16 protein-coding genes are annotated in these 16159 nt (G+C 62.1%); 5 read left to right on the forward strand and 11 right to left on the reverse strand.

All coding sequences use genetic code 11. The features are described from left to right. Positions 1–335: 335 nt before the first annotated feature. Together ACTHNR_RS13855 and ACTHNR_RS13860 are read right to left on the reverse strand one after the other, a co-directional pair. Positions 336–935 carry an NADPH-dependent F420 reductase gene (locus ACTHNR_RS13855; RefSeq protein ID WP_440548235.1) on the reverse strand — a complete coding sequence of 200 codons (600 nt, stop codon included), beginning with the start codon at positions 933–935 and terminating at the stop codon, positions 336–338. 66 nt (positions 936–1001) lie between these two features. Further along, a complete protein-coding gene (locus ACTHNR_RS13860) occupies positions 1002–1736 on the reverse strand; it encodes an SDR family NAD(P)-dependent oxidoreductase (RefSeq protein WP_440548236.1) in 735 nt (244 codons plus the stop codon). Between the two features lie 106 nt (positions 1737–1842). On the opposite strand from ACTHNR_RS13860, the gene ACTHNR_RS13865 reads away from it, so the two are divergent. Then, a complete protein-coding gene (locus ACTHNR_RS13865; protein ID WP_440548237.1) occupies positions 1843–2769 on the forward strand; it encodes a LysR family transcriptional regulator in 927 nt (308 codons plus the stop codon). A 40-nt stretch (positions 2770–2809) separates the two neighbouring features. Here ACTHNR_RS13865 and ACTHNR_RS13870 read toward each other — a convergent pair whose 3' ends face one another. From ACTHNR_RS13870 to ACTHNR_RS13900, 7 genes are all read right to left on the reverse strand, one after another. Further along, a complete protein-coding gene (locus ACTHNR_RS13870; protein WP_440548238.1) occupies positions 2810–3862 on the reverse strand; it encodes a sensor domain-containing diguanylate cyclase in 1053 nt (350 codons plus the stop codon). A gap of 407 nt (positions 3863–4269) precedes the next feature. Next, positions 4270–4863, reverse strand: coding sequence for an isochorismatase family cysteine hydrolase (locus ACTHNR_RS13875; protein ID WP_440548250.1), 594 nt, complete (start codon positions 4861–4863; stop codon positions 4270–4272). Positions 4864–4960: 97 nt separating this feature from the next. After that, the gene (locus ACTHNR_RS13880) at positions 4961–5608 is read right to left on the reverse strand and encodes a DsbA family oxidoreductase (RefSeq protein ID WP_440548239.1); all 648 of its coding nucleotides are present in this window, start codon (positions 5606–5608) and stop codon (positions 4961–4963) included. Beyond that, positions 5589–6527 carry a LysR substrate-binding domain-containing protein gene (locus ACTHNR_RS13885; RefSeq protein WP_440548240.1) on the reverse strand — a complete coding sequence of 313 codons (939 nt, stop codon included), beginning with the start codon at positions 6525–6527 and terminating at the stop codon, positions 5589–5591. Before ACTHNR_RS13885 ends, ACTHNR_RS13880 begins: the two co-directional genes overlap by 20 nt. A gap of 102 nt (positions 6528–6629) precedes the next feature. Continuing rightward, positions 6630–7232 (reverse strand): DUF1989 domain-containing protein, encoded by a 603-nt coding sequence (locus ACTHNR_RS13890; RefSeq protein ID WP_440548241.1) that lies wholly within the window; start codon positions 7230–7232, stop codon positions 6630–6632. Positions 7233–7252: 20 nt separating this feature from the next. After that, positions 7253–8551 (reverse strand): amidase family protein, encoded by a 1299-nt coding sequence (locus ACTHNR_RS13895; RefSeq protein ID WP_440548242.1) that lies wholly within the window; start codon positions 8549–8551, stop codon positions 7253–7255. A gap of 76 nt (positions 8552–8627) precedes the next feature. Then, positions 8628–9284: an FMN-dependent NADH-azoreductase gene (locus ACTHNR_RS13900; RefSeq protein ID WP_440548243.1), complete on the reverse strand. Its 657-nt coding sequence runs from the start codon at positions 9282–9284 to the stop codon at positions 8628–8630. Between the two features lie 280 nt (positions 9285–9564). On the opposite strand from ACTHNR_RS13900, the gene ACTHNR_RS13905 reads away from it, so the two are divergent. Together ACTHNR_RS13905 and ACTHNR_RS13910 are read left to right on the forward strand one after the other, a co-directional pair. Next, complete coding sequence (locus ACTHNR_RS13905) at positions 9565–10995, forward strand: purine-cytosine permease family protein (protein ID WP_440548244.1); 1431 nt, start codon at positions 9565–9567, stop codon at positions 10993–10995. Continuing rightward, positions 10992–11762, forward strand: coding sequence for a creatininase (locus tag ACTHNR_RS13910; RefSeq protein ID WP_440548245.1), 771 nt, complete (start codon positions 10992–10994; stop codon positions 11760–11762). The genes ACTHNR_RS13905 and ACTHNR_RS13910 overlap by 4 nt, the downstream gene beginning before the upstream one ends. Here the strand turns inward: ACTHNR_RS13910 and ACTHNR_RS13915 are convergent. Both ACTHNR_RS13915 and ACTHNR_RS13920 read right to left on the reverse strand, forming a co-directional pair. After that, positions 11759–13090, reverse strand: a complete 1332-nt coding sequence (locus ACTHNR_RS13915; protein ID WP_440548246.1) for an NRAMP family divalent metal transporter — start codon at positions 13088–13090, stop codon at positions 11759–11761. The genes ACTHNR_RS13910 and ACTHNR_RS13915 overlap by 4 nt on opposite strands. Positions 13091–13196: 106 nt before the next feature. Then, positions 13197–14183 carry a zinc-dependent alcohol dehydrogenase family protein gene (locus ACTHNR_RS13920; protein WP_440548247.1) on the reverse strand — a complete coding sequence of 329 codons (987 nt, stop codon included), beginning with the start codon at positions 14181–14183 and terminating at the stop codon, positions 13197–13199. Positions 14184–14283: 100 nt separating this feature from the next. Between ACTHNR_RS13920 and ACTHNR_RS13925 the strand changes: the two genes are divergently transcribed. Both ACTHNR_RS13925 and ACTHNR_RS13930 read left to right on the forward strand, forming a co-directional pair. Continuing rightward, positions 14284–15153 (forward strand): LysR family transcriptional regulator, encoded by an 870-nt coding sequence (locus ACTHNR_RS13925; RefSeq protein ID WP_440548248.1) that lies wholly within the window; start codon positions 14284–14286, stop codon positions 15151–15153. Positions 15154–15522: 369 nt separating this feature from the next. Next, positions 15523–15954 carry a hypothetical protein gene (locus tag ACTHNR_RS13930; protein ID WP_440548249.1) on the forward strand — a complete coding sequence of 144 codons (432 nt, stop codon included), beginning with the start codon at positions 15523–15525 and terminating at the stop codon, positions 15952–15954. Positions 15955–16159: the final 205 nt, after the last annotated feature.

Below are 16159 nucleotides of genomic sequence, written 5' to 3' on the forward strand. Positions count from 1 at the left end.
CGTGAACTTCAGCAACGATCCGAACTACCCGGAAGACGCCCAAATCGCCCAAGCTCGCGTTAATGCGCAAACGGGCAACAATGAAGCGTTCGGTGGCGTGAAAGCCGGGTCGTCCGCTTCGGGTGCGCCCGCGAAGGCCGACCCGCGCAAGTCGATCTACTTCGGCGTTTAAACGATGCTGTGCCTGAGAGTCGCGCAAACGTGCGCGACTCTAGGCGAGCAACGCCGGCGCGACGTCCGCCCCGCACACATTCCCCTCGAGATCACGTTCTCGCTGCTGGGTTGAGCGGTCCCGTTCCGCTATTCGACATAAAGAAATCGCCAGCCGTCGTTGGTCATCGGGCAAACGTGACCAAGTCCTTGAAGATCAGTTCTCCCCAGTTTTTTCCGCGCGCGTGCACGAGCAATCCACCGTCCAATAAGCCGCCAAGTTTGATCGGCGCGAAACCGAGTTTTTCAGCAAGTGCGCCAACGTCCGCCGTTGCGCCGTCATCGTCGCTCGCTAAGAACACGACTCGCCTGCCGCCTTGCACGGCCGGGTCCTGTCCGAGGACAGCAGCAACCAAATGATTGAAGCCTTTCACCAGCCTGGCTCCGGCGAACGCTCTCGCGATGAAAGCAGAGGACGGGAAGCCGCCTAAGTCCTCGAGCGGCGCCTGCGTGTTCATCACGTCGATGACAGTCTTCCCCTCCCAGTCAGGCAGCGCTTTCACGACCTCCGGGTGCGACTCGAAACGCACAGCCAAAAAGATCACGTCCGCCTTGACGGCTTCCGCCAAGGTTTTGGGAAGGATCGTCTGTCCAATCGCGGCCGCGTCCGCGGCAAAGCTTTGCGGGTCGCGCGTCGTTGCAACGGCCACTTCGATGCCGTTGCGGGCAAACGCCTTGGCAAGGGCGTGCCCGATCTTGCCGAAGCCAATGATTGCGTAGCTCATCTGTTTCTCCTTGGTTTATCAGCGGTCCGACTGCCTTTGGTTGATTGGCTCATTTCGTTCGTCTCCTCAGAGTTGTGCCAACCCACCGTCAACGGCAACCTCGCTGGCGGTCATGAAGCTGCTGTCCGACGACGCAAGAAAGGCAGCCGCCGCCCCGATCTCCGCGGGATCGGCCATGCGCTGGAGCGGATTGAGCGAGGCGAAGGCCTTCATGCCTTCCTCGCCTAGCGCTTCCTTCGCGAGTTCGGTCGCGGTCGGCCCGGGCGACAGTACGTTCACCCGGATACCGGTGCCCTTGAGGTCCTCCGCCCAGGTCCGCGCGAGGTTGCGCACGGCCGCCTTGCTCGCGCTGTAGGCGCTGAACGCCGGGGCACCTGTGGTGCCGGCGCTCGATCCGGTCAAGATGATCGAACCGCCCTCACCCATCAGCGGCAGCGCCTTCTGGACCGTGAAAATCGAACCCTTCACATTGGTGCCGAAGATTTCGTCGATGTGCTCGGCGGTGATCTTGCCTAGTGGAAGCTGGCTTCCCGTCCCGGCATTGGCGAACACGATGTGTAGGGCTCCGCGCTCCGCCTTTACCGCTGCGTAGAGCCGGTCGAGGTCGGCAAGATCCGAAACGGAACCCTTCACCGCGCGGGCATTGGACCCAAGGTCGGCCATGGCGGCGTCGAGCGCCTCCTGCCGGCGTCCGAAAATGAAGACGAAAGCGCCCTCCTCGATGAAGCGTTTCGCTGCGGCACGGCCGATGCCGGTAGCGCCGCCGGTGATCACCGCAGTCTTTCCATCCAGTCTGTTCATGTCATGCATCCTTCAAAACAAAGTCGACAAACACGATTCTGCGGCGCTTGATTCATGAAGACAATTGACTGAATATCTATCAGTATCATCTACTTTATTGATAGCCATGCTCGACAACGTCACCATCAATCAACTTCGGGCGTTCGTCGCCGTGTGTGACGAAGGGAGCTTTTCCGGGGCTGCACGGAAGCTGCGGCGTGCGCAGTCGGCGATTAGCCACGCCGTCAGCGCGCTGGAAAGCGCGTTCGACGTGCTGCTGTTCGAGCGCAACACGCGCAAAGCGACGCTCACGGCCGCGGGTCGCAACCTCTTACCGGACGCGCGCGCGGTAATCTCCCGCACCGAGGAAATGAAGATGCGCGCGGTTGCGATTGCTGAAGCCGGGATTCCACAAGTGTCGCTTGCCGTGGACACCTATTTTCCGCGCGCACACTTGATTGAAAGTCTGCGCACCGTCCAGGCGGGCTTTCCAACGGTTGCCATCGATCTGCGCATGACGACCATGCAGGGTGGCGAGCGATTGGTTCTAGAAGGCGCGTGCGCCTTGGCGGTGACCATCGCGGAAGTGCCCGAACTGAGCCCAGGCACCATAGAACGGCAGCATTTATGCGACGCGAAAATGGTGACTGTCTGTGCGCCGTCGCATCCGCTGGCCGCGATCGCGGGGCCGATCCCGCGCGAAGAATTTAGCCGGCACATCCAGCTCGTCGTAACGGACAATCAACCCGATGCGGACAAGACGCAACAGGGAGTCGCTAGCGAACGTCAGTGGTGGGTGAACGATCTCGGCGCGAAGCATGATCTGCTCAGGGGAAGCTTGTGCTGGGGCCACATGCCGCACCATCTGGTCGCAGAAGACCTCGCGAAGGGATCGCTTGTCGAACTCCAGCGGCGCGCGTGGCACATGCGTCCCCTGACGTTCATGATCTCCCAGAGGCGCGGGTACTCGTTTTCCGAGTGCGAGACGCGGCTGATAGAACTCCTCAGCAGGCATCGTCCCTATCGACGGGTGAGAAGGCCAAGGTCGGCGTAACACGCGGTCGCGAAGAGGTCTGCATCGAGACGCTGTGCGATCACCGCGAGTGCAGCTTGAATCCTTCGCCGCCGAAACCTGCCCTGTCCACCGCGGAAATGCGATTGCGCCCTTGCTCCTTGGCCTGATAGAGCTGCGCGTCCGTCAGATTGATGAACGCCGTTAAATCGACGCCTTCGTTGGGCGCAACGGTGCCCACTCCAAAACTTGCCGTGACCCGCTGGCCGTGCGGCGAGCGCAGATGCGGAATGGCTTCGTCGGCGATCAGGGCGCGACAACGCTCGGCCACGCGCACAGCCTCATCGGCGTCGGTTTCCGCCAAAACGAGCATGAATTCCTCGCCGCCGAACCGGCTCAGCAACGCGTTCGACCCGGCAGCCTCGCCCAGCACGCGAGCAATGCGCTTCAAGCATTCGTCGCCCTGGAGGTGGCCGTAATAGTCGTTGTACGACTTGAAAAAGTCGATGTCGACCATCACGAGTGAAAGCGGCTTGCCCGATGCCGCCGCACTTGCCCATTCGCGTGCAATGGCCGTGTCGAACATGCGACGATTGCCGACACCCGTCAAACCGTCGGACAGCGACAGGCGCTCCAATTCGCGCTGAAGCTGCGCGAGCCGTTCCTCCGTGCGCTTTCGTTCGCTGATGTCGAACATGAACCCGATCAAGGCATCGACGTCGCCGTTGTCCTTGCGCACGACGTGGACAACGTCACGAATCCACACATAGCCGCCGTCGGCGGTCAGCGCGCGGTAGTCCGCTTCGTGATCGGTGCCCGCCTGCGACTGCGCGACGCAAAAATTCACCACGGATTCACGGTCGTCCGGATGCATACGCGCGGCCCAGTCCTCGACCGTTTTCCAGGTGGACGGCGCATAGCCGAGCAGCGCTTCGATCTGCGGACCGATATAGGTGAACTGCATCGTCGCCCAATCGATCTTCCACGGGATCGCCCGCGTGGATTCGAGCAGCGTGCGATAAACGGCGTCGTTGTCCTCGCCGAGCAGGCGCTCGGACGGTGCGAGGCTATCGTCGTGACGCAGGAATGCGGCTTGAAGCGAACTGCCGGCCCAATCTTTGTCTTCGTGGCTCATGGTGATTGTCGAGTAACGCGTAAGCGCGTTAACGGCCGGCAGCGGCAGCGCCTTGAATGACGGCACAGTGATGGCCTGCCGGCGCTCGATCCTTTTACAGATTGGCCACCCGCACTTGCCGCAAGCGCTGAACACTCGCCCCGCCCCACTGGTCGCCGCTGATTGTGAACGAATCTGCAACGATCCGAACCACCCATCTGCAACGATCCGAACTACCCAACTACCCGGAAGACGCCCAAATCGCTCAAGCTCGCGTTAATGCGCAAACGGGCAACAATCAAGCGTTCGGTGGCGTGAAAGCCGGGTCGTCCGCTTCGGGGGCACCGGCAAAGGCCGATCCGCGCAAGTCGATCTACTTCGGCGTTTAAACGATGCTGTGCCTGAGAGTCGCGCAAATGTGCGCGACTCTAGGCGAGCAACGACAATGCATCCGTAAGCGAGAGCACGGTCGTGCGTGAATCGAATGCGGTCGAGAACAGATGTTCGTGCACTACCTCGTCTGGGTCGTAGCAGCAATCCCTGACGGTGTACAACTTGAAATCCGCGTCGCTCGCATAAGCCACCGACGAAAGCATCACACCGGTCGACGCAATGCCGACCATGATGAGCGCATCAATTCCCTTTGCCGAAAGTCGTACCTGCAGATCGGTACCGAAGAAGACGCTCGCTCGGTGCGCGACGATCAGCGGTTCATCGCTGCGCTGGCCAAGCTCAGGCGCCGTTCGATCGTCGATAAATAGGCCCAACCGTTTAATCCCCCGCCCGTTCTTGTTCGACGGACTGACTTCCGGATAGCCCGGGCTGAACCGAAGGTTGACGAAATAAACGCCGACACCCTTAGCCCGCGCCGCATCGCATAGCTTGCGCGTATTGGCGAGCAACGCCGGCGCGACCGACGGAAAAAGCCCTAGGATGTCGGTCTGATAGTGCATGACCAGAAGCGCAGTTTGCGTCGGGACAATCGCGGGGATATCTGAACGCACGGGCTGCTGTTCGGGCATGCGGCCGATTTCGTCTTTTCCGGTGTCATGGGAAGTCACGTCGATTTCCATCGCATCCAGTCGAGCGTTTTCGAAGGCAATGACGGTGCCGGCGGCGTCACTTCGCTTCCGCGGCGATCTGCCTGATAGCTTGCTCGAATACTTCCGGCGGCTGGCCGCCGCTTACCAGATAGCGCCGGTTGAAAATCACGGCCGGCACCGACTGAATACCCATGGCCTGATACTCATGCTCCTCGGCACGGACCTCGTTAGCGAACTGCTCGCTTTCGAGCACTTCACGCGCACGCTGCGCATCGAGGCCGACGGACCGCGCGGCATCGACCAACACCTCATGGCTGCTCGGGTCTTTTCCATCGCCATGGTAAGCCTGCAACAGCGCCAGCTGCAGCGGTACTTGCTTGCCCTCGATTCCCGCCCAATACAGCAGCCGGTGAGCATCGAACGTGTTGTACACGCGCGTGCGCGCACCGAACGTGAAGCCGACGGCAGCGCCTCGCTCGCGAATCATCGCCTGCGTCTCGGCGATCTGCTCAGGCGTACGCCCGTACTTCTTCGAGAGATACTCGACAACGTCTTCCCCTTCGGGCCCCATCCCCGGATTGAGCTCGAACGGATGCATGACCACGCGTGCCTCGACGTCATCGCCCACGCGCGCAAGCGCCTGCTGCAGCGAAGAAAGCCCGATCGCGCACCACGGGCAGGCGACGTCGGAGACGATATCTATTTCAAGCGGCTGTACTGGCATTGCTGCCTCCTAACAAGACTGACGTGTCGCGAAATGCCCTGGCCTCGTCGCGCAACCATGCTGTGAACAATCGAAGCCCCTTCTTCGGCCGCTTCGACGACGGCACGAGGCGATAAGCGAACCCCGGCAGACTGGCGCCGTCGATTCTACGCAGCCGGCCGCTACGCAGCGCCTCCTCGATCAACACGTTGCTGCACATCAACGGGCCGAGGCCGCATTCCGCCGCGTACAGCGCAAGCATTTCCTCGCTGTACCAAGACAGACGAAAGTGTACCGTTTGATCGTGTTCGGTGTGCGCAAGCCACGTCGACCAATCCGGCGCATTCAGCGCACGATTTCCCCACTTGTAGGCGAGCAGCGGATACTGGCGAAAATCCTCGATCGCCGGGTTCCTGCCTTCGGGACAAATGCTCCGATCGGCCACGGCGATGTAGCAGTCCTCCAAGATCACCGATTCTTGCTCATCGACTTCGACAGGCCCGTAGCGAATCGCCAGGTCGATGTCTTCCGCGCGCAGGTCGACAAGATTTTCCGACCCATGAATATGGACGGTGACGTCCGGATGCAGCGCATTGAATCGCGCAAGCCTCGGCATCAGCCAACGCTCCGCAAACGCGCGGGTGGCCGAGATCTGGATCGAGGCTTCATCCGAAGGCGCATTGACGGCTTCGAACGCTCGAGCGATCTGGTCGAACCCGTCTCTGACGAGCGGGTAGATCGTTTTGCCCACGGGCGTGAGCGTCACGGCGCGCCCCGTTCGTTCGAACAGCTTGTGACCGAGACGTGCCTCGAGTTGCCGAATTTGGTGGCTTACAGCCGTGATCGTCACGGAAAGTTCGGCTGCCGCCGCCGTGAAGCTTTGATGCCGAGCCGCCGCCTCGAATGCGCGGATCGAATTGAGCGGTGGCAACTTACGCATCGCAAAACACCTTCATCCGATAAACCAGCCGGTTGCGGTAAGGGCATTCTACCGAAACCGGCGCGCGGGGCGGCTCGCGCGCGAGTTGGCTCAACCCAGCCACTAATGCGCATCCGTCGGCGTCATGCCGTTGACCGCGGTCACATCCTGCGGGCAGGCGGACATGACGATGATCGAGTCCATTTCCGCCCGCAATACGACGTACTGTCCCGCCTGACTGACCGGCGGCACGAACTTCAACTCCCCGCCAGCGCTTACCGGGACATTCATGAACAGATTCAGCGGACAAGGCGTTTCGCGGGTCTCCAGCCCCAGCGTCGCTAGCGCGGCGGCCAAGTTGTCGGTGCAGTTGTCATGGTGGCCCACGACGCCCAGTTGCGCGTAGCGATGTCTGTCGCAAGCGGCGATGAGCGTGTCGTGCACGCCGGGCGTCGTGTCTTCGACAAGCGTCAGAATGGGGCGCCGATGGTTCGTCAACAGCGTATCGCCCACTCGCGGTATGACCTTGAGCAGCGCCGTACGGCTATGTTCCATCGACATCGATTCTCCGATGTCGTCTTGATTGAATGCCCAAGTATCGACAACCTGGCGACCGTGCGTATTGATCACCTTGATCGTCGTGCCTTTTGCTAGCCGCACCGCCACGCCGCTGCGCGCGGGAATACGGATGGGAGCAGGGTCGGCGCTGGGGGATGTTGTATTCATACGGATTCTCCGGAGGGTTCTCAATGAATCTGGCTCGCCTGCAACACCCGTTCGACGGCGAGACACGTGCGTAGCAATCGATCGTCGTGCCCTTGCGGGACGGAAAAAAGCAGCGAAGTGGGCAACCCATCGCGATCGACGCCGCACGGCATGGCGATACCGGGCATGTCGAGGAAACTGCCTGGCATCGTCAGCGCTAGGGTCTCGACATTGAGAGCGGCGAACAACCGATCGTCGACCGTCAACGGCGCAAGCGGCGGCGCGACATGCTTGACCGTCGGCGTGATCAGCACCGAGTGTTCGCCTAATTCATGCTCGATGTTCCGCATCAGATCGACCCGCATAGCGCGAAGGCGGCCTTGCGCGCGCGGATCGATGGTCTTTGCCGCCAATAGCCTGTCGCGAACCCGAGGATCGAGTCGGTCGCCGTACTCGCTTTCAACCACGTCTCGATGTAGCGACCACGCCTCGATGGCCCCGAGCCAGCCTTGCGAAGCAATCAGCTCGCGCGTGCGCGTGAACGCCTCGACAGGGCGCTCCTCCACACACGCACCGCATCGCCGCAACCGCTCGACGACACTGCAAAGGTTGGCGACGACATCGGACTGCAACGCCGTATCGTCGAACACGGAAGTATCGACGACGAACCGAACACGGTCGAGCGCCGCGGCGTGCGCGCCGACATGCGCCAAACCGCGCATCGCGCCGTCCAGCAATACACAGTCTTCCACGGTATGCGCGATCGGCCCGAGGGTATCGAGCGTGACAGCGAGCGGATGCACGCCGCCCATAGCGTAGCGGGCGGTCGATGCACGAAACCCAACCAATCCGTTGAACGCCGCGGGCACGCGCACGGACCCCGCGGTGTCCGTACCGATAGCCGCCGCCACGATCCCGCGTTGCACCGCAATCGCAGACCCCGAAGACGAACCGCCGGGCACGCGCGGCGCGCCGTGACAAAAGCTCGCCGTAGGCGTGCCGAAGTGCGGATTGAGCCCGAGGCCGGAGAAGGCGAATTCGCTGAGGTTCGTCTTGCCGATCGGAATCATGCCGACCGCACGCATCGCCGCGATCACCGCGGCGTCCTCCAAAGACGGCGGCGCACCCAAGCGCATCATCGATCCGCACGTCGTCCTGCTGCCCGCCACGTCGAGCATGTCTTTCACGGCGAACGGAATGCCGTCGAGGGGGCCAAGCGGCAACCCCTCGCGGCGGCGGCGCGCCGCTTGTTCGGCAGCTTCGAGCGCGTCGTCGATCAAGGAGATGAAAATGCCATCCGTCCGGCGCGATGCCTCGATCGCCTCACTGACCAATTCCACGGCATCAGTGCTTCGCGCTTGCAGCCTTTGCGCCAACTCCGCTATCGTCGGGTGACTCTGCATGGCGTTCGGGGCTCTACGCAGCCGAGCGAGCGAGCGCCAACTGTTCGACGAGCGCCGGCACCGCCGCGAACGCATCGGCTACCGACGCTTCATGCCGCCCGTCGCCGAATTCCTGATAGCTGATACTGATCGAGTGGCTTTCTTCGACACCCAGGTAGTGTGCGCAAGTCAGGATGTGCGTCTCCAGGTGGTTCATCTTTTCTCGTACGCCGCCGGGGCCGAAGCCGAATTCGCCGTGCGAACTCAGAATGACCAGCTTCTTGCCGCTCATGACAGGCTCGAGCGGAAAATCTCCGCGGGCAAGGTCGAACGTAAACGTCTTGCGCACGCGGATGACCTTGTCGAACCACGACTTCAGCGCCGCGGGCATGCCGTAGTTGTACATCGGCGTGCCGATCACGATCACGTCGGCCTGGTCGATTTCGTCGATCAGTTCATCCGACAAACGCAATGTTTCGCGCTGCGCCGGCGTCTGATCCGCATCGGGCGTGAACGCGGCCGCGATCCATTCTTCGGTAATGATCGGCGGGGGATTTGCGCCAACGTCCCGCGAAATGATTATCGACGTGGGTTCGACACGCATCCATGCGTCGATGAAGGCGTTCGAAAGCTGGCGGCTGAGCGATCTGTCCTTTCGCGCGCTGGCCGTGACATGCAAAAGAGTAGTCATCGTGTGGGTTCCTTTTAGATCTTGCCGGTTCCTTTGCAAGCGAAACCGAGAAGGCGGGAACACCGATTTAGCCACGGTGCGTCCCATCGCGCGATTGATGAATTTGCTTCGTGTCTTGACGAAAACTCAACTGTGGCCTCGCTGCGCCGGAGGTCGCGTTTTTCTCAACCTCCGTTGAGAAATCATCGGTTTCGCCTTTCATTTGTCTCCGCTCCAATACGTGTTCGGCAATACCGCGTAGCGATACTAGGAGGAGACAGTCGTGTCATCGAACCATCAAATGTTGCAAACACAGGAAGCCAGCGGCACGGCTTTCGACGTGCACGGTATAGCGCCCGTGCCTCATGGCAGCAGAACGTCCGGGCAGTTGGATCAGTTCTGGATTTGGGCTGGAGCCAACGTCGCGCCGATCAATTGGGTGCTCGGTGCCATCGGCATTCAATTGGGGTTGAGTCTGCTTGAAACGCTGGCGGTCATCGCAATCGGCAACGTTTTGGGTTGCGCGCTGTTCGGCGCGATGTGTGTGGTCGGGCACCGCTGCGGCGTGCCGCAAATGGTGCTGTCGCGCCTGGCGTTCGGCCGGCGCGGCGCGTGGCTGCCCACGCTCATGCAGGTGCTGATGCCGATGGGCTGGGTGGCGATCAATACGTGGATCGTGCTCGATCTGGCCGTGGCGGCGCTCGATCGTATGGGGCTGAGCGGCGGCATCGAACTGAAGTACGCGATCGCGGTCGCGGTCATGCTGATCCAGGTTGGCATCGCGACTTGGGGCTTCCACGCCATCCGCTATTTCGAACGCTACACCATGCCGTTCGTATTGCTGATCATGCTTGCGATGACGGCGCTCGCGTTCACGCATGTCGACATCCGCTGGCACGCCGCGGCCGCGCACGGGATTGGAAAGCTCGCCGCAATGAGCCAGTTGATGACGGCGATCGGCATCGGCTGGGGCATCTCGTGGCTCGTCTATGCGGCCGATTACACGCGCTTCACGCGGCCCGCACTGACGAGTCGACAAGTGTTTCGCGCGACGTCCCTAGGCATGTTCATTCCTACCGTCTGGCTCGCCTTCCTGGGTGCGGCAATCGCATCGTCGGGCAGCGGAGCCGATCCGGCTCAGCTCATCATCGCCGTATTCGGCGCGATGGCGTTGCCCGTGTTGCTCGTTCTCGTGCACGGCCCTGTCGCAACCAATATCGTCGTCATTTATTCGGCGGCGCTCGCCACGCTGTCGCTCGATCTTCGGATTCCGCGCTGGGTCGTCTCCGTCGTATCGGGCATCGTCGGCCTTTTGATCCTCTATCTGTTCCTGCACTCGGGCGCGTTTGCAAACACATTCGAAAACGTCATGGTTTTCTTCGTCGTCTGGATTGCGCCGTGGGCCGGCATCGTCCTCGTGGATTTCTTTCTGATCCGGCGTGGCCGAGTCGATGTCGATGCACTGTACCGCCACCATTCGGTCAGCGAATGCGGCGACATCAAGTGGTCTGGGATGGCGGCGCTGGCGTTGGGCGTGACGGCGGCCTGGCTATGTCAGGTCGGCAGCATCGAATCGATGCAAGGCCCGATCGCCATGGCGCTCGGCGGGATCGATCTCTCGTGGCTAGCCGGGATCGTCGTGGGCGGCGCCGCCTACGCTCTTTTTCACTTTACTCGGCGCGGGGCTCGTTCGGCTCGAACGTCGCTTGCCGATACTCGGAGCTCGATATGAACCACGTACGCATGGACAACATCAGCTGGGTCGAATACGCGCGGCGTATCGATGAGGGAGCCGTCGTCTTTCTGCCCTGCGGTGCAACCGAACAGCACGGCCCCCATCTTCCGCTTGGAACGGATGCGTTGCTGGCGAGTGCAATCAGCGAAGACGTCGCGCGCGACGTGGGCGGCATCGTGGCGCCGGCGATCTCATACGGCTACAAATCGCAGCCGAGGAGCGGAGGCGGGCAGCATTTCTGCGGAACGACCAGCGTGGACGGCGCGACGCTGAGCGGATTGATCCGCGACGCGGTGCGAGAGTTCCACCGCCATGGGGTTCGACGTCTCGTGATCGTCGTGGGGCATTTCGAAAATCAGTGGTTCGTCACGGAGGGGATCGAACTCGCCATGCGCGACATCGGCGAGCGCAACGGCATGGAAGTCATGCGCGTCGAACATTGGGAATTCTGTCGCAAGGACACGCTCGACGCCGTTTTCCCCAATGGCTTCCCAGGCATCGCACTCGAACATGCCGCCGTGATCGAGACGTCGATGATGCTTCACTATCACCCGGAACTGGTAGCGCTCGAGCGCATTCCCGAGCACGGGCCCGCCCAATTTCCGCCTTACGATATGTATCCGGCGCGAACGGCGTGGGTGCCGTCGAGCGGCGTGCTCTCGTCCGCCAAGGATTCGAGCGCGGAGAAGGGGCGCTTGCTCGTGGCCGATGTCGTGAGCGGCATCGCGCAAGCCGTGCGTCTTGAATTCAAGCTTTCGTCCTAGCCGAGTTTCTCCATGACCTTCCCGCCGAATTCGAGCAGTGCATGCGCGGCTAGGGCAGCGCCGGTCGCGATGGTGGCGAGCCAACACAGCGCGCGCGGGAGCCAGTGCGCCTTCATCGAGCCCACGGCGTCGCGATGGCTGCTGAGCAAGACGAGCAGGATGAGCACGGGGGTCACGGTCATGCCGTTGGTCAGCGCCGTCCAATAGCAGGCCGTGAGCGGGTCCACGTTGAACGCGAGCAGCAGCCCCGCGAGCATGGCGCCGACGACCATGAGGCCGATCAGCACAAGGCCGATGCGGCGGTCGCGCGCTTCGCTCTGCGGCCATCCGAACGAACTGGCCGCGGCATGCGCCGCCGAACCGGCCAGCGGCGGCAGCGCGAGGAGCGCTGTGCCGAGCAGGGCGAGCCCCAGCACGATCGGCGCATAGCCATGCGCGGCGGGCTCGAGCACGCCCGCCGCATCGCTTGTCGTTCTTAGAGGCTGGTTCGCCATATGCAGCGTGGCGGCGGATGCGATCATCACTACGGCGCTCGCCGCATTGGAAAGCAGCGTGCGCGCGAGCGTCTGCCGCCGAATCTTGCGAAGCTGGCTCGTTTCGGGCGTGCGGGCTTTTTCTCTGTTCGGCTGCGAACCCTCATGAGAACGCTCTTCGACTTCCTGCTCGGCCTGAGAAAAAAGCAGGTACGGGCTGATGGTCGTTCCCAGCACCGCCAGGAGCATCGCCAGAAATTCTTCCGACCACTGCACGTCGGGCACGATGGCTCGCCAAGCTACGGTGCGCCATGGCACATCGGCGAAGAAGAGCGTTGCCGCGTAGCAGAAAAGCGTGAGGGAGAGCCACTTCAACATGCCCGCATACCGCGCATAGGGCACCCACCATTGCAGGATGAGCGACGTACCGCCGAAGATCATCGCGAAAAGCCCGACCGAGCCGCCGAAGATCAGTTTCGCGGCCTCGCCCATTGCGAGCATATCGGCCGCAATGTTCAGCGTATTGGCGATTAAAAACCGAGCGACAGCGAGCAGGAAGAGCCAGCGCGAATAGTGTTCGCGCATGTTTTCCGTCAACCCCTTTCCGGTGACAGCGGCCACGCGCGCCGCGATCAGTTGCAGTGCGACCATCGACGGGTACGAGAGCACGCAGACCCACAGCAGATCCAGCCCGTAACGCGCTCCCGCGAGCGAATAGGTGAGCAGGCCGCTCGGGTCGTTGTCCGCCGCGACGGTGGCGAGGCCGGGGCCGACATCCGCCGCCCAGGCATGCGCCGGCCGCTCGCTGCGATTCGTCGCGCGGCGTCGCAGCCACGCAGGGACGTGGGTTTCCATTGGGGTGGTCGATAACGCTGCCGAATCAGCGACACCCCATGCAGAAACCATTCCCGCCGGTCGAGGCTTGCTCGGGCCGACACCCTACCGCTCGCCGCACCGCCTCTTACACGACGTCCACCACGCTCTTTCCGTGCGCGGTGGCGTTCGTTATCGCTTCATAGGCGAGTTCCGCGGATGCCAGGTCGAACCGGCGAGGATCGAGGTTCGGCGTGAGTTTTCCGGCTTCGGCCAGACGAGTCGCCTCGCGCAGCATTTCGCCGTGGTGCGCGCGATGTTTGCCTGACAACAGCGGATAGAGGGTGAACACGCCCGAATACGTCGCTTCGCGAAACGACAACGGCGCGAGCGCGTGTGTGCCCCACCCCAGCGCGCTGACGACATGCCCGAAGTGCTTGACCGCGGCGAACGAAGCATCGAGCGACGGGCCGCCCACGGTGTCGACGACCAGGTCGAACCCCTCGCCGTTCGTGTAAGCATCGACGTATTGTTCGACGGATTGCTCGCGATAATCGATGGGGGTCGCGCCCAGGCGGGCAACGAGACCGTGGTCGCGCGAACTCGCGGTCGCAAAGACTTGCGCGCCAAGGGCTCGCGCCAATTGCACCGAGATATGCCCGACACCGCCCGCGCCGCCCTGAACCAGCACGGTTTGCCCTGCTTGCAGATGTGCGCGGTCGACGACGCCCGAATACGATGTGATGAATGCCAAAGGCAGGGCCGCGGCTTCTCGCATCGAGAGATTGGACGGCTTGATCGCGAGCAGGTCGGCATCGACCGCCGCATACTGCGCGAGCGACCCCTGAATGCCGCCCACGCCGCCTGTCATCCCATACACCTCATCGCCGACCTTGAACCGGGTCACTCCGGCGCCGACAGCGTCGATCACGCCGGCCATGTCGATGCCCAGCACCAGCGGCAGCGGGTGCTTCGCATGGGCCGCGCTGCCGGCGCGGATCTTCGTGTCGAGCGGATTCAAACCGCTAGCCGCGATGCGCACGCGCACCTGGCCGGGCCCAGGCTGCGGCATCGACATCTCCGTCAATTCGAGCGGGCCGTTGTAACGATTGAGGACCAGCGCCTGCATAGTCATGTTCAACTCCTTTCCAGTGGAATAAGTCCCTCGATGAGTTCATAATCGGCTATGCTCAAAAGCATGTAAATCGACGTTATTGCACGAATCCCATACATAAATGCATAGCCAGGCGCTGGACTGGAGCGACGTCCGAATCTTTCTTGCTATCGCCCGTTGCGGTACGCTGGGCGCGGCCGCGAAGCACGTCGGACAGACCCAGCCGACGATGGGCCGACGATTGCGCGCGCTTGAGGACGCCGTCGGACACACGTTGTTTCAACGCACCCGCGACGGCTTCGTTTTGACGGATGAGGGCTCGGCCGTCTTGGCCTACGCCGAAAGGATGGAAGAGGAGGCGCTCGGCTTCACGCGTGCGCTGACCGGCAAGGAGACGCAGCTGACCGGCGGGCTGCGGGTTTCTTCTTCGGACTGGTTCGGTCTGCACATTCTGACGCCGGTCTTCGCACGCTTTCTGGCGAAGCATCCGGGCATTTCGCTCGAACTCGTCACGGATGCCCGCTTATACGACCTTGCGCGGCGCGAGGCCGATCTCGTGTTCCGCATCACGCCTTTCAACGAACCCGATGTCATTCAGCGCAAGCTGATGCACATCGACTACGCCGTATACGGTCATGTCGATTTGGTCGAGCCGCCGCGCGGGAAGGGAGAAGGCTTGAATCTGATCAGTATGGACAGCGCGTTCGGCGCGCTGCCCGATGTCGAGTGGATCAAGCGCATGCTGCCCAGCGCGAAGATCGTGTTCGGCAGCAACAATCGCGGCGTGCAGGCGCGCATGTGCGCTGAAGGAAACGGCTACGCCGTGCTGCCCTGCCCGCTGGGCGACGCAACGCCAGGCCTTCGGCGGATCGATCTAGGCGAGGCACCGCCCGGGCGAGACGTCTGGCTCGGCTATCACCGCGATCTGCGGCGTGTTGCACGCCTGCGCGCGCTTTTGGACGCGACCATCGAGGCGCTGGCGAATGTTTGATCGGCTTGGGGGCGCATCGATGCGGAACATTGCCTGGCGCTAGACGCGCAGCGCTCTGGCAAAATCACGCTTTTACGCACTTGCTTACGCACCTGCATTGGCAGGTTTGCCGTTGAAGACCGCGCGAAACTACAAATGTCGGTGCGTACGAGCGATGAACATAGATGGGCGTGTCGCTTCACTTACACTAGGCTGTCGCTGCGCTACACCTTGCCACGGAAAAGAGAGATCATGACCGACGAAGCACCTCAGCCCGCACAGAACGTCGAGAGCAAGAGCCGTCGCCTCACGCTGGCGCTGTCGAGCCTTTAGTACGGTACAGATATCAAGGAAATCGCAGCGGCATTCGTTTTCGATGCGGACGATTCGTTGGCCCTTCGCGAGGCGAGCTTTGTGAAGGAGTATGCGGGGCTATTGGGTGACCTACCGCCGCCGACTCATGGCGCCTGGGTCAAAGATCCGTTTCCCATCGGACTCTACGTCTTTCACGATGAAGCGACGAAACAGGGAACGCTCGAAGAAATCGTTGCACCGCTCGTTGAAGCGGAATGGGGTGCCCGTTGGAAGGAGGCCGGCATCTACCTGAGCAACAATGCGGTGCCTGCGGACCCTGTATCCGCCAAACGATCCGAATTGCTCAAGGCTCAGATCAACGTGACCGGTCAGTTCCTGTTTCCGGGCGACCCGATGAGCGTCGTCATCGGCAAACCGAGGAGGGGCGCATCCGGCCTTTCCGACACACACTTCGCCGGCCCAGAGTCGCAGTCGCTCGTCACCTTTCTCCGAGGCGTGCCTTGGTGACTTCTCTACGTTTGTCACCTCTGTCGACCCGCGACGCTTGGACAATTTTGCTGCTGGCGGCCGGACTTGCCGCCAGCTCGGCGGCTTACGCCGCCGCACCGCCGGCCGGCAAATCGCTGGCAACATACGCCAACATCCGCTACGGCTACACGATCGAATACCCCAAGGATCGTCTTGTTCCGGGCGAGGAAGCCGACGACGGCGA

It is taken from the genome of Trinickia sp. (assembly GCF_051954495.1).
Lineage (GTDB): Bacteria > Pseudomonadota > Gammaproteobacteria > Burkholderiales > Burkholderiaceae > Trinickia.

Coding starts and splice junctions, on each gene's coding strand:
- ACTHNR_RS13870 (WP_440548238.1), bottom strand. CDS start 3,862: ATGAGCCACGAAGACAAAGATTGGGCCGGCAGTTCGCTTCAAGCCGCA.
- ACTHNR_RS13910 (WP_440548245.1), top strand. CDS start 10,992: ATGAACCACGTACGCATGGACAACATCAGCTGGGTCGAATACGCGCGG.
- ACTHNR_RS13905 (WP_440548244.1), top strand. CDS start 9,565: ATGTTGCAAACACAGGAAGCCAGCGGCACGGCTTTCGACGTGCACGGT.
- ACTHNR_RS13885 (WP_440548240.1), bottom strand. CDS start 6,527: ATGCGTAAGTTGCCACCGCTCAATTCGATCCGCGCATTCGAGGCGGCG.
- ACTHNR_RS13900 (WP_440548243.1), bottom strand. CDS start 9,284: ATGACTACTCTTTTGCATGTCACGGCCAGCGCGCGAAAGGACAGATCG.
- ACTHNR_RS13920 (WP_440548247.1), bottom strand. CDS start 14,183: ATGACTATGCAGGCGCTGGTCCTCAATCGTTACAACGGCCCGCTCGAA.
- ACTHNR_RS13915 (WP_440548246.1), bottom strand. CDS start 13,090: ATGGAAACCCACGTCCCTGCGTGGCTGCGACGCCGCGCGACGAATCGC.
- ACTHNR_RS13855 (WP_440548235.1), bottom strand. CDS start 935: ATGAGCTACGCAATCATTGGCTTCGGCAAGATCGGGCACGCCCTTGCC.
- ACTHNR_RS13875 (WP_440548250.1), bottom strand. CDS start 4,863: ATGCCCGAACAGCAGCCCGTGCGTTCAGATATCCCCGCGATTGTCCCG.
- ACTHNR_RS13865 (WP_440548237.1), top strand. CDS start 1,843: ATGCTCGACAACGTCACCATCAATCAACTTCGGGCGTTCGTCGCCGTG.
- ACTHNR_RS13860 (WP_440548236.1), bottom strand. CDS start 1,736: ATGAACAGACTGGATGGAAAGACTGCGGTGATCACCGGCGGCGCTACC.
- ACTHNR_RS13890 (WP_440548241.1), bottom strand. CDS start 7,232: ATGAATACAACATCCCCCAGCGCCGACCCTGCTCCCATCCGTATTCCC.
- ACTHNR_RS13880 (WP_440548239.1), bottom strand. CDS start 5,608: ATGCCAGTACAGCCGCTTGAAATAGATATCGTCTCCGACGTCGCCTGC.
- ACTHNR_RS13925 (WP_440548248.1), top strand. CDS start 14,284: ATGCATAGCCAGGCGCTGGACTGGAGCGACGTCCGAATCTTTCTTGCT.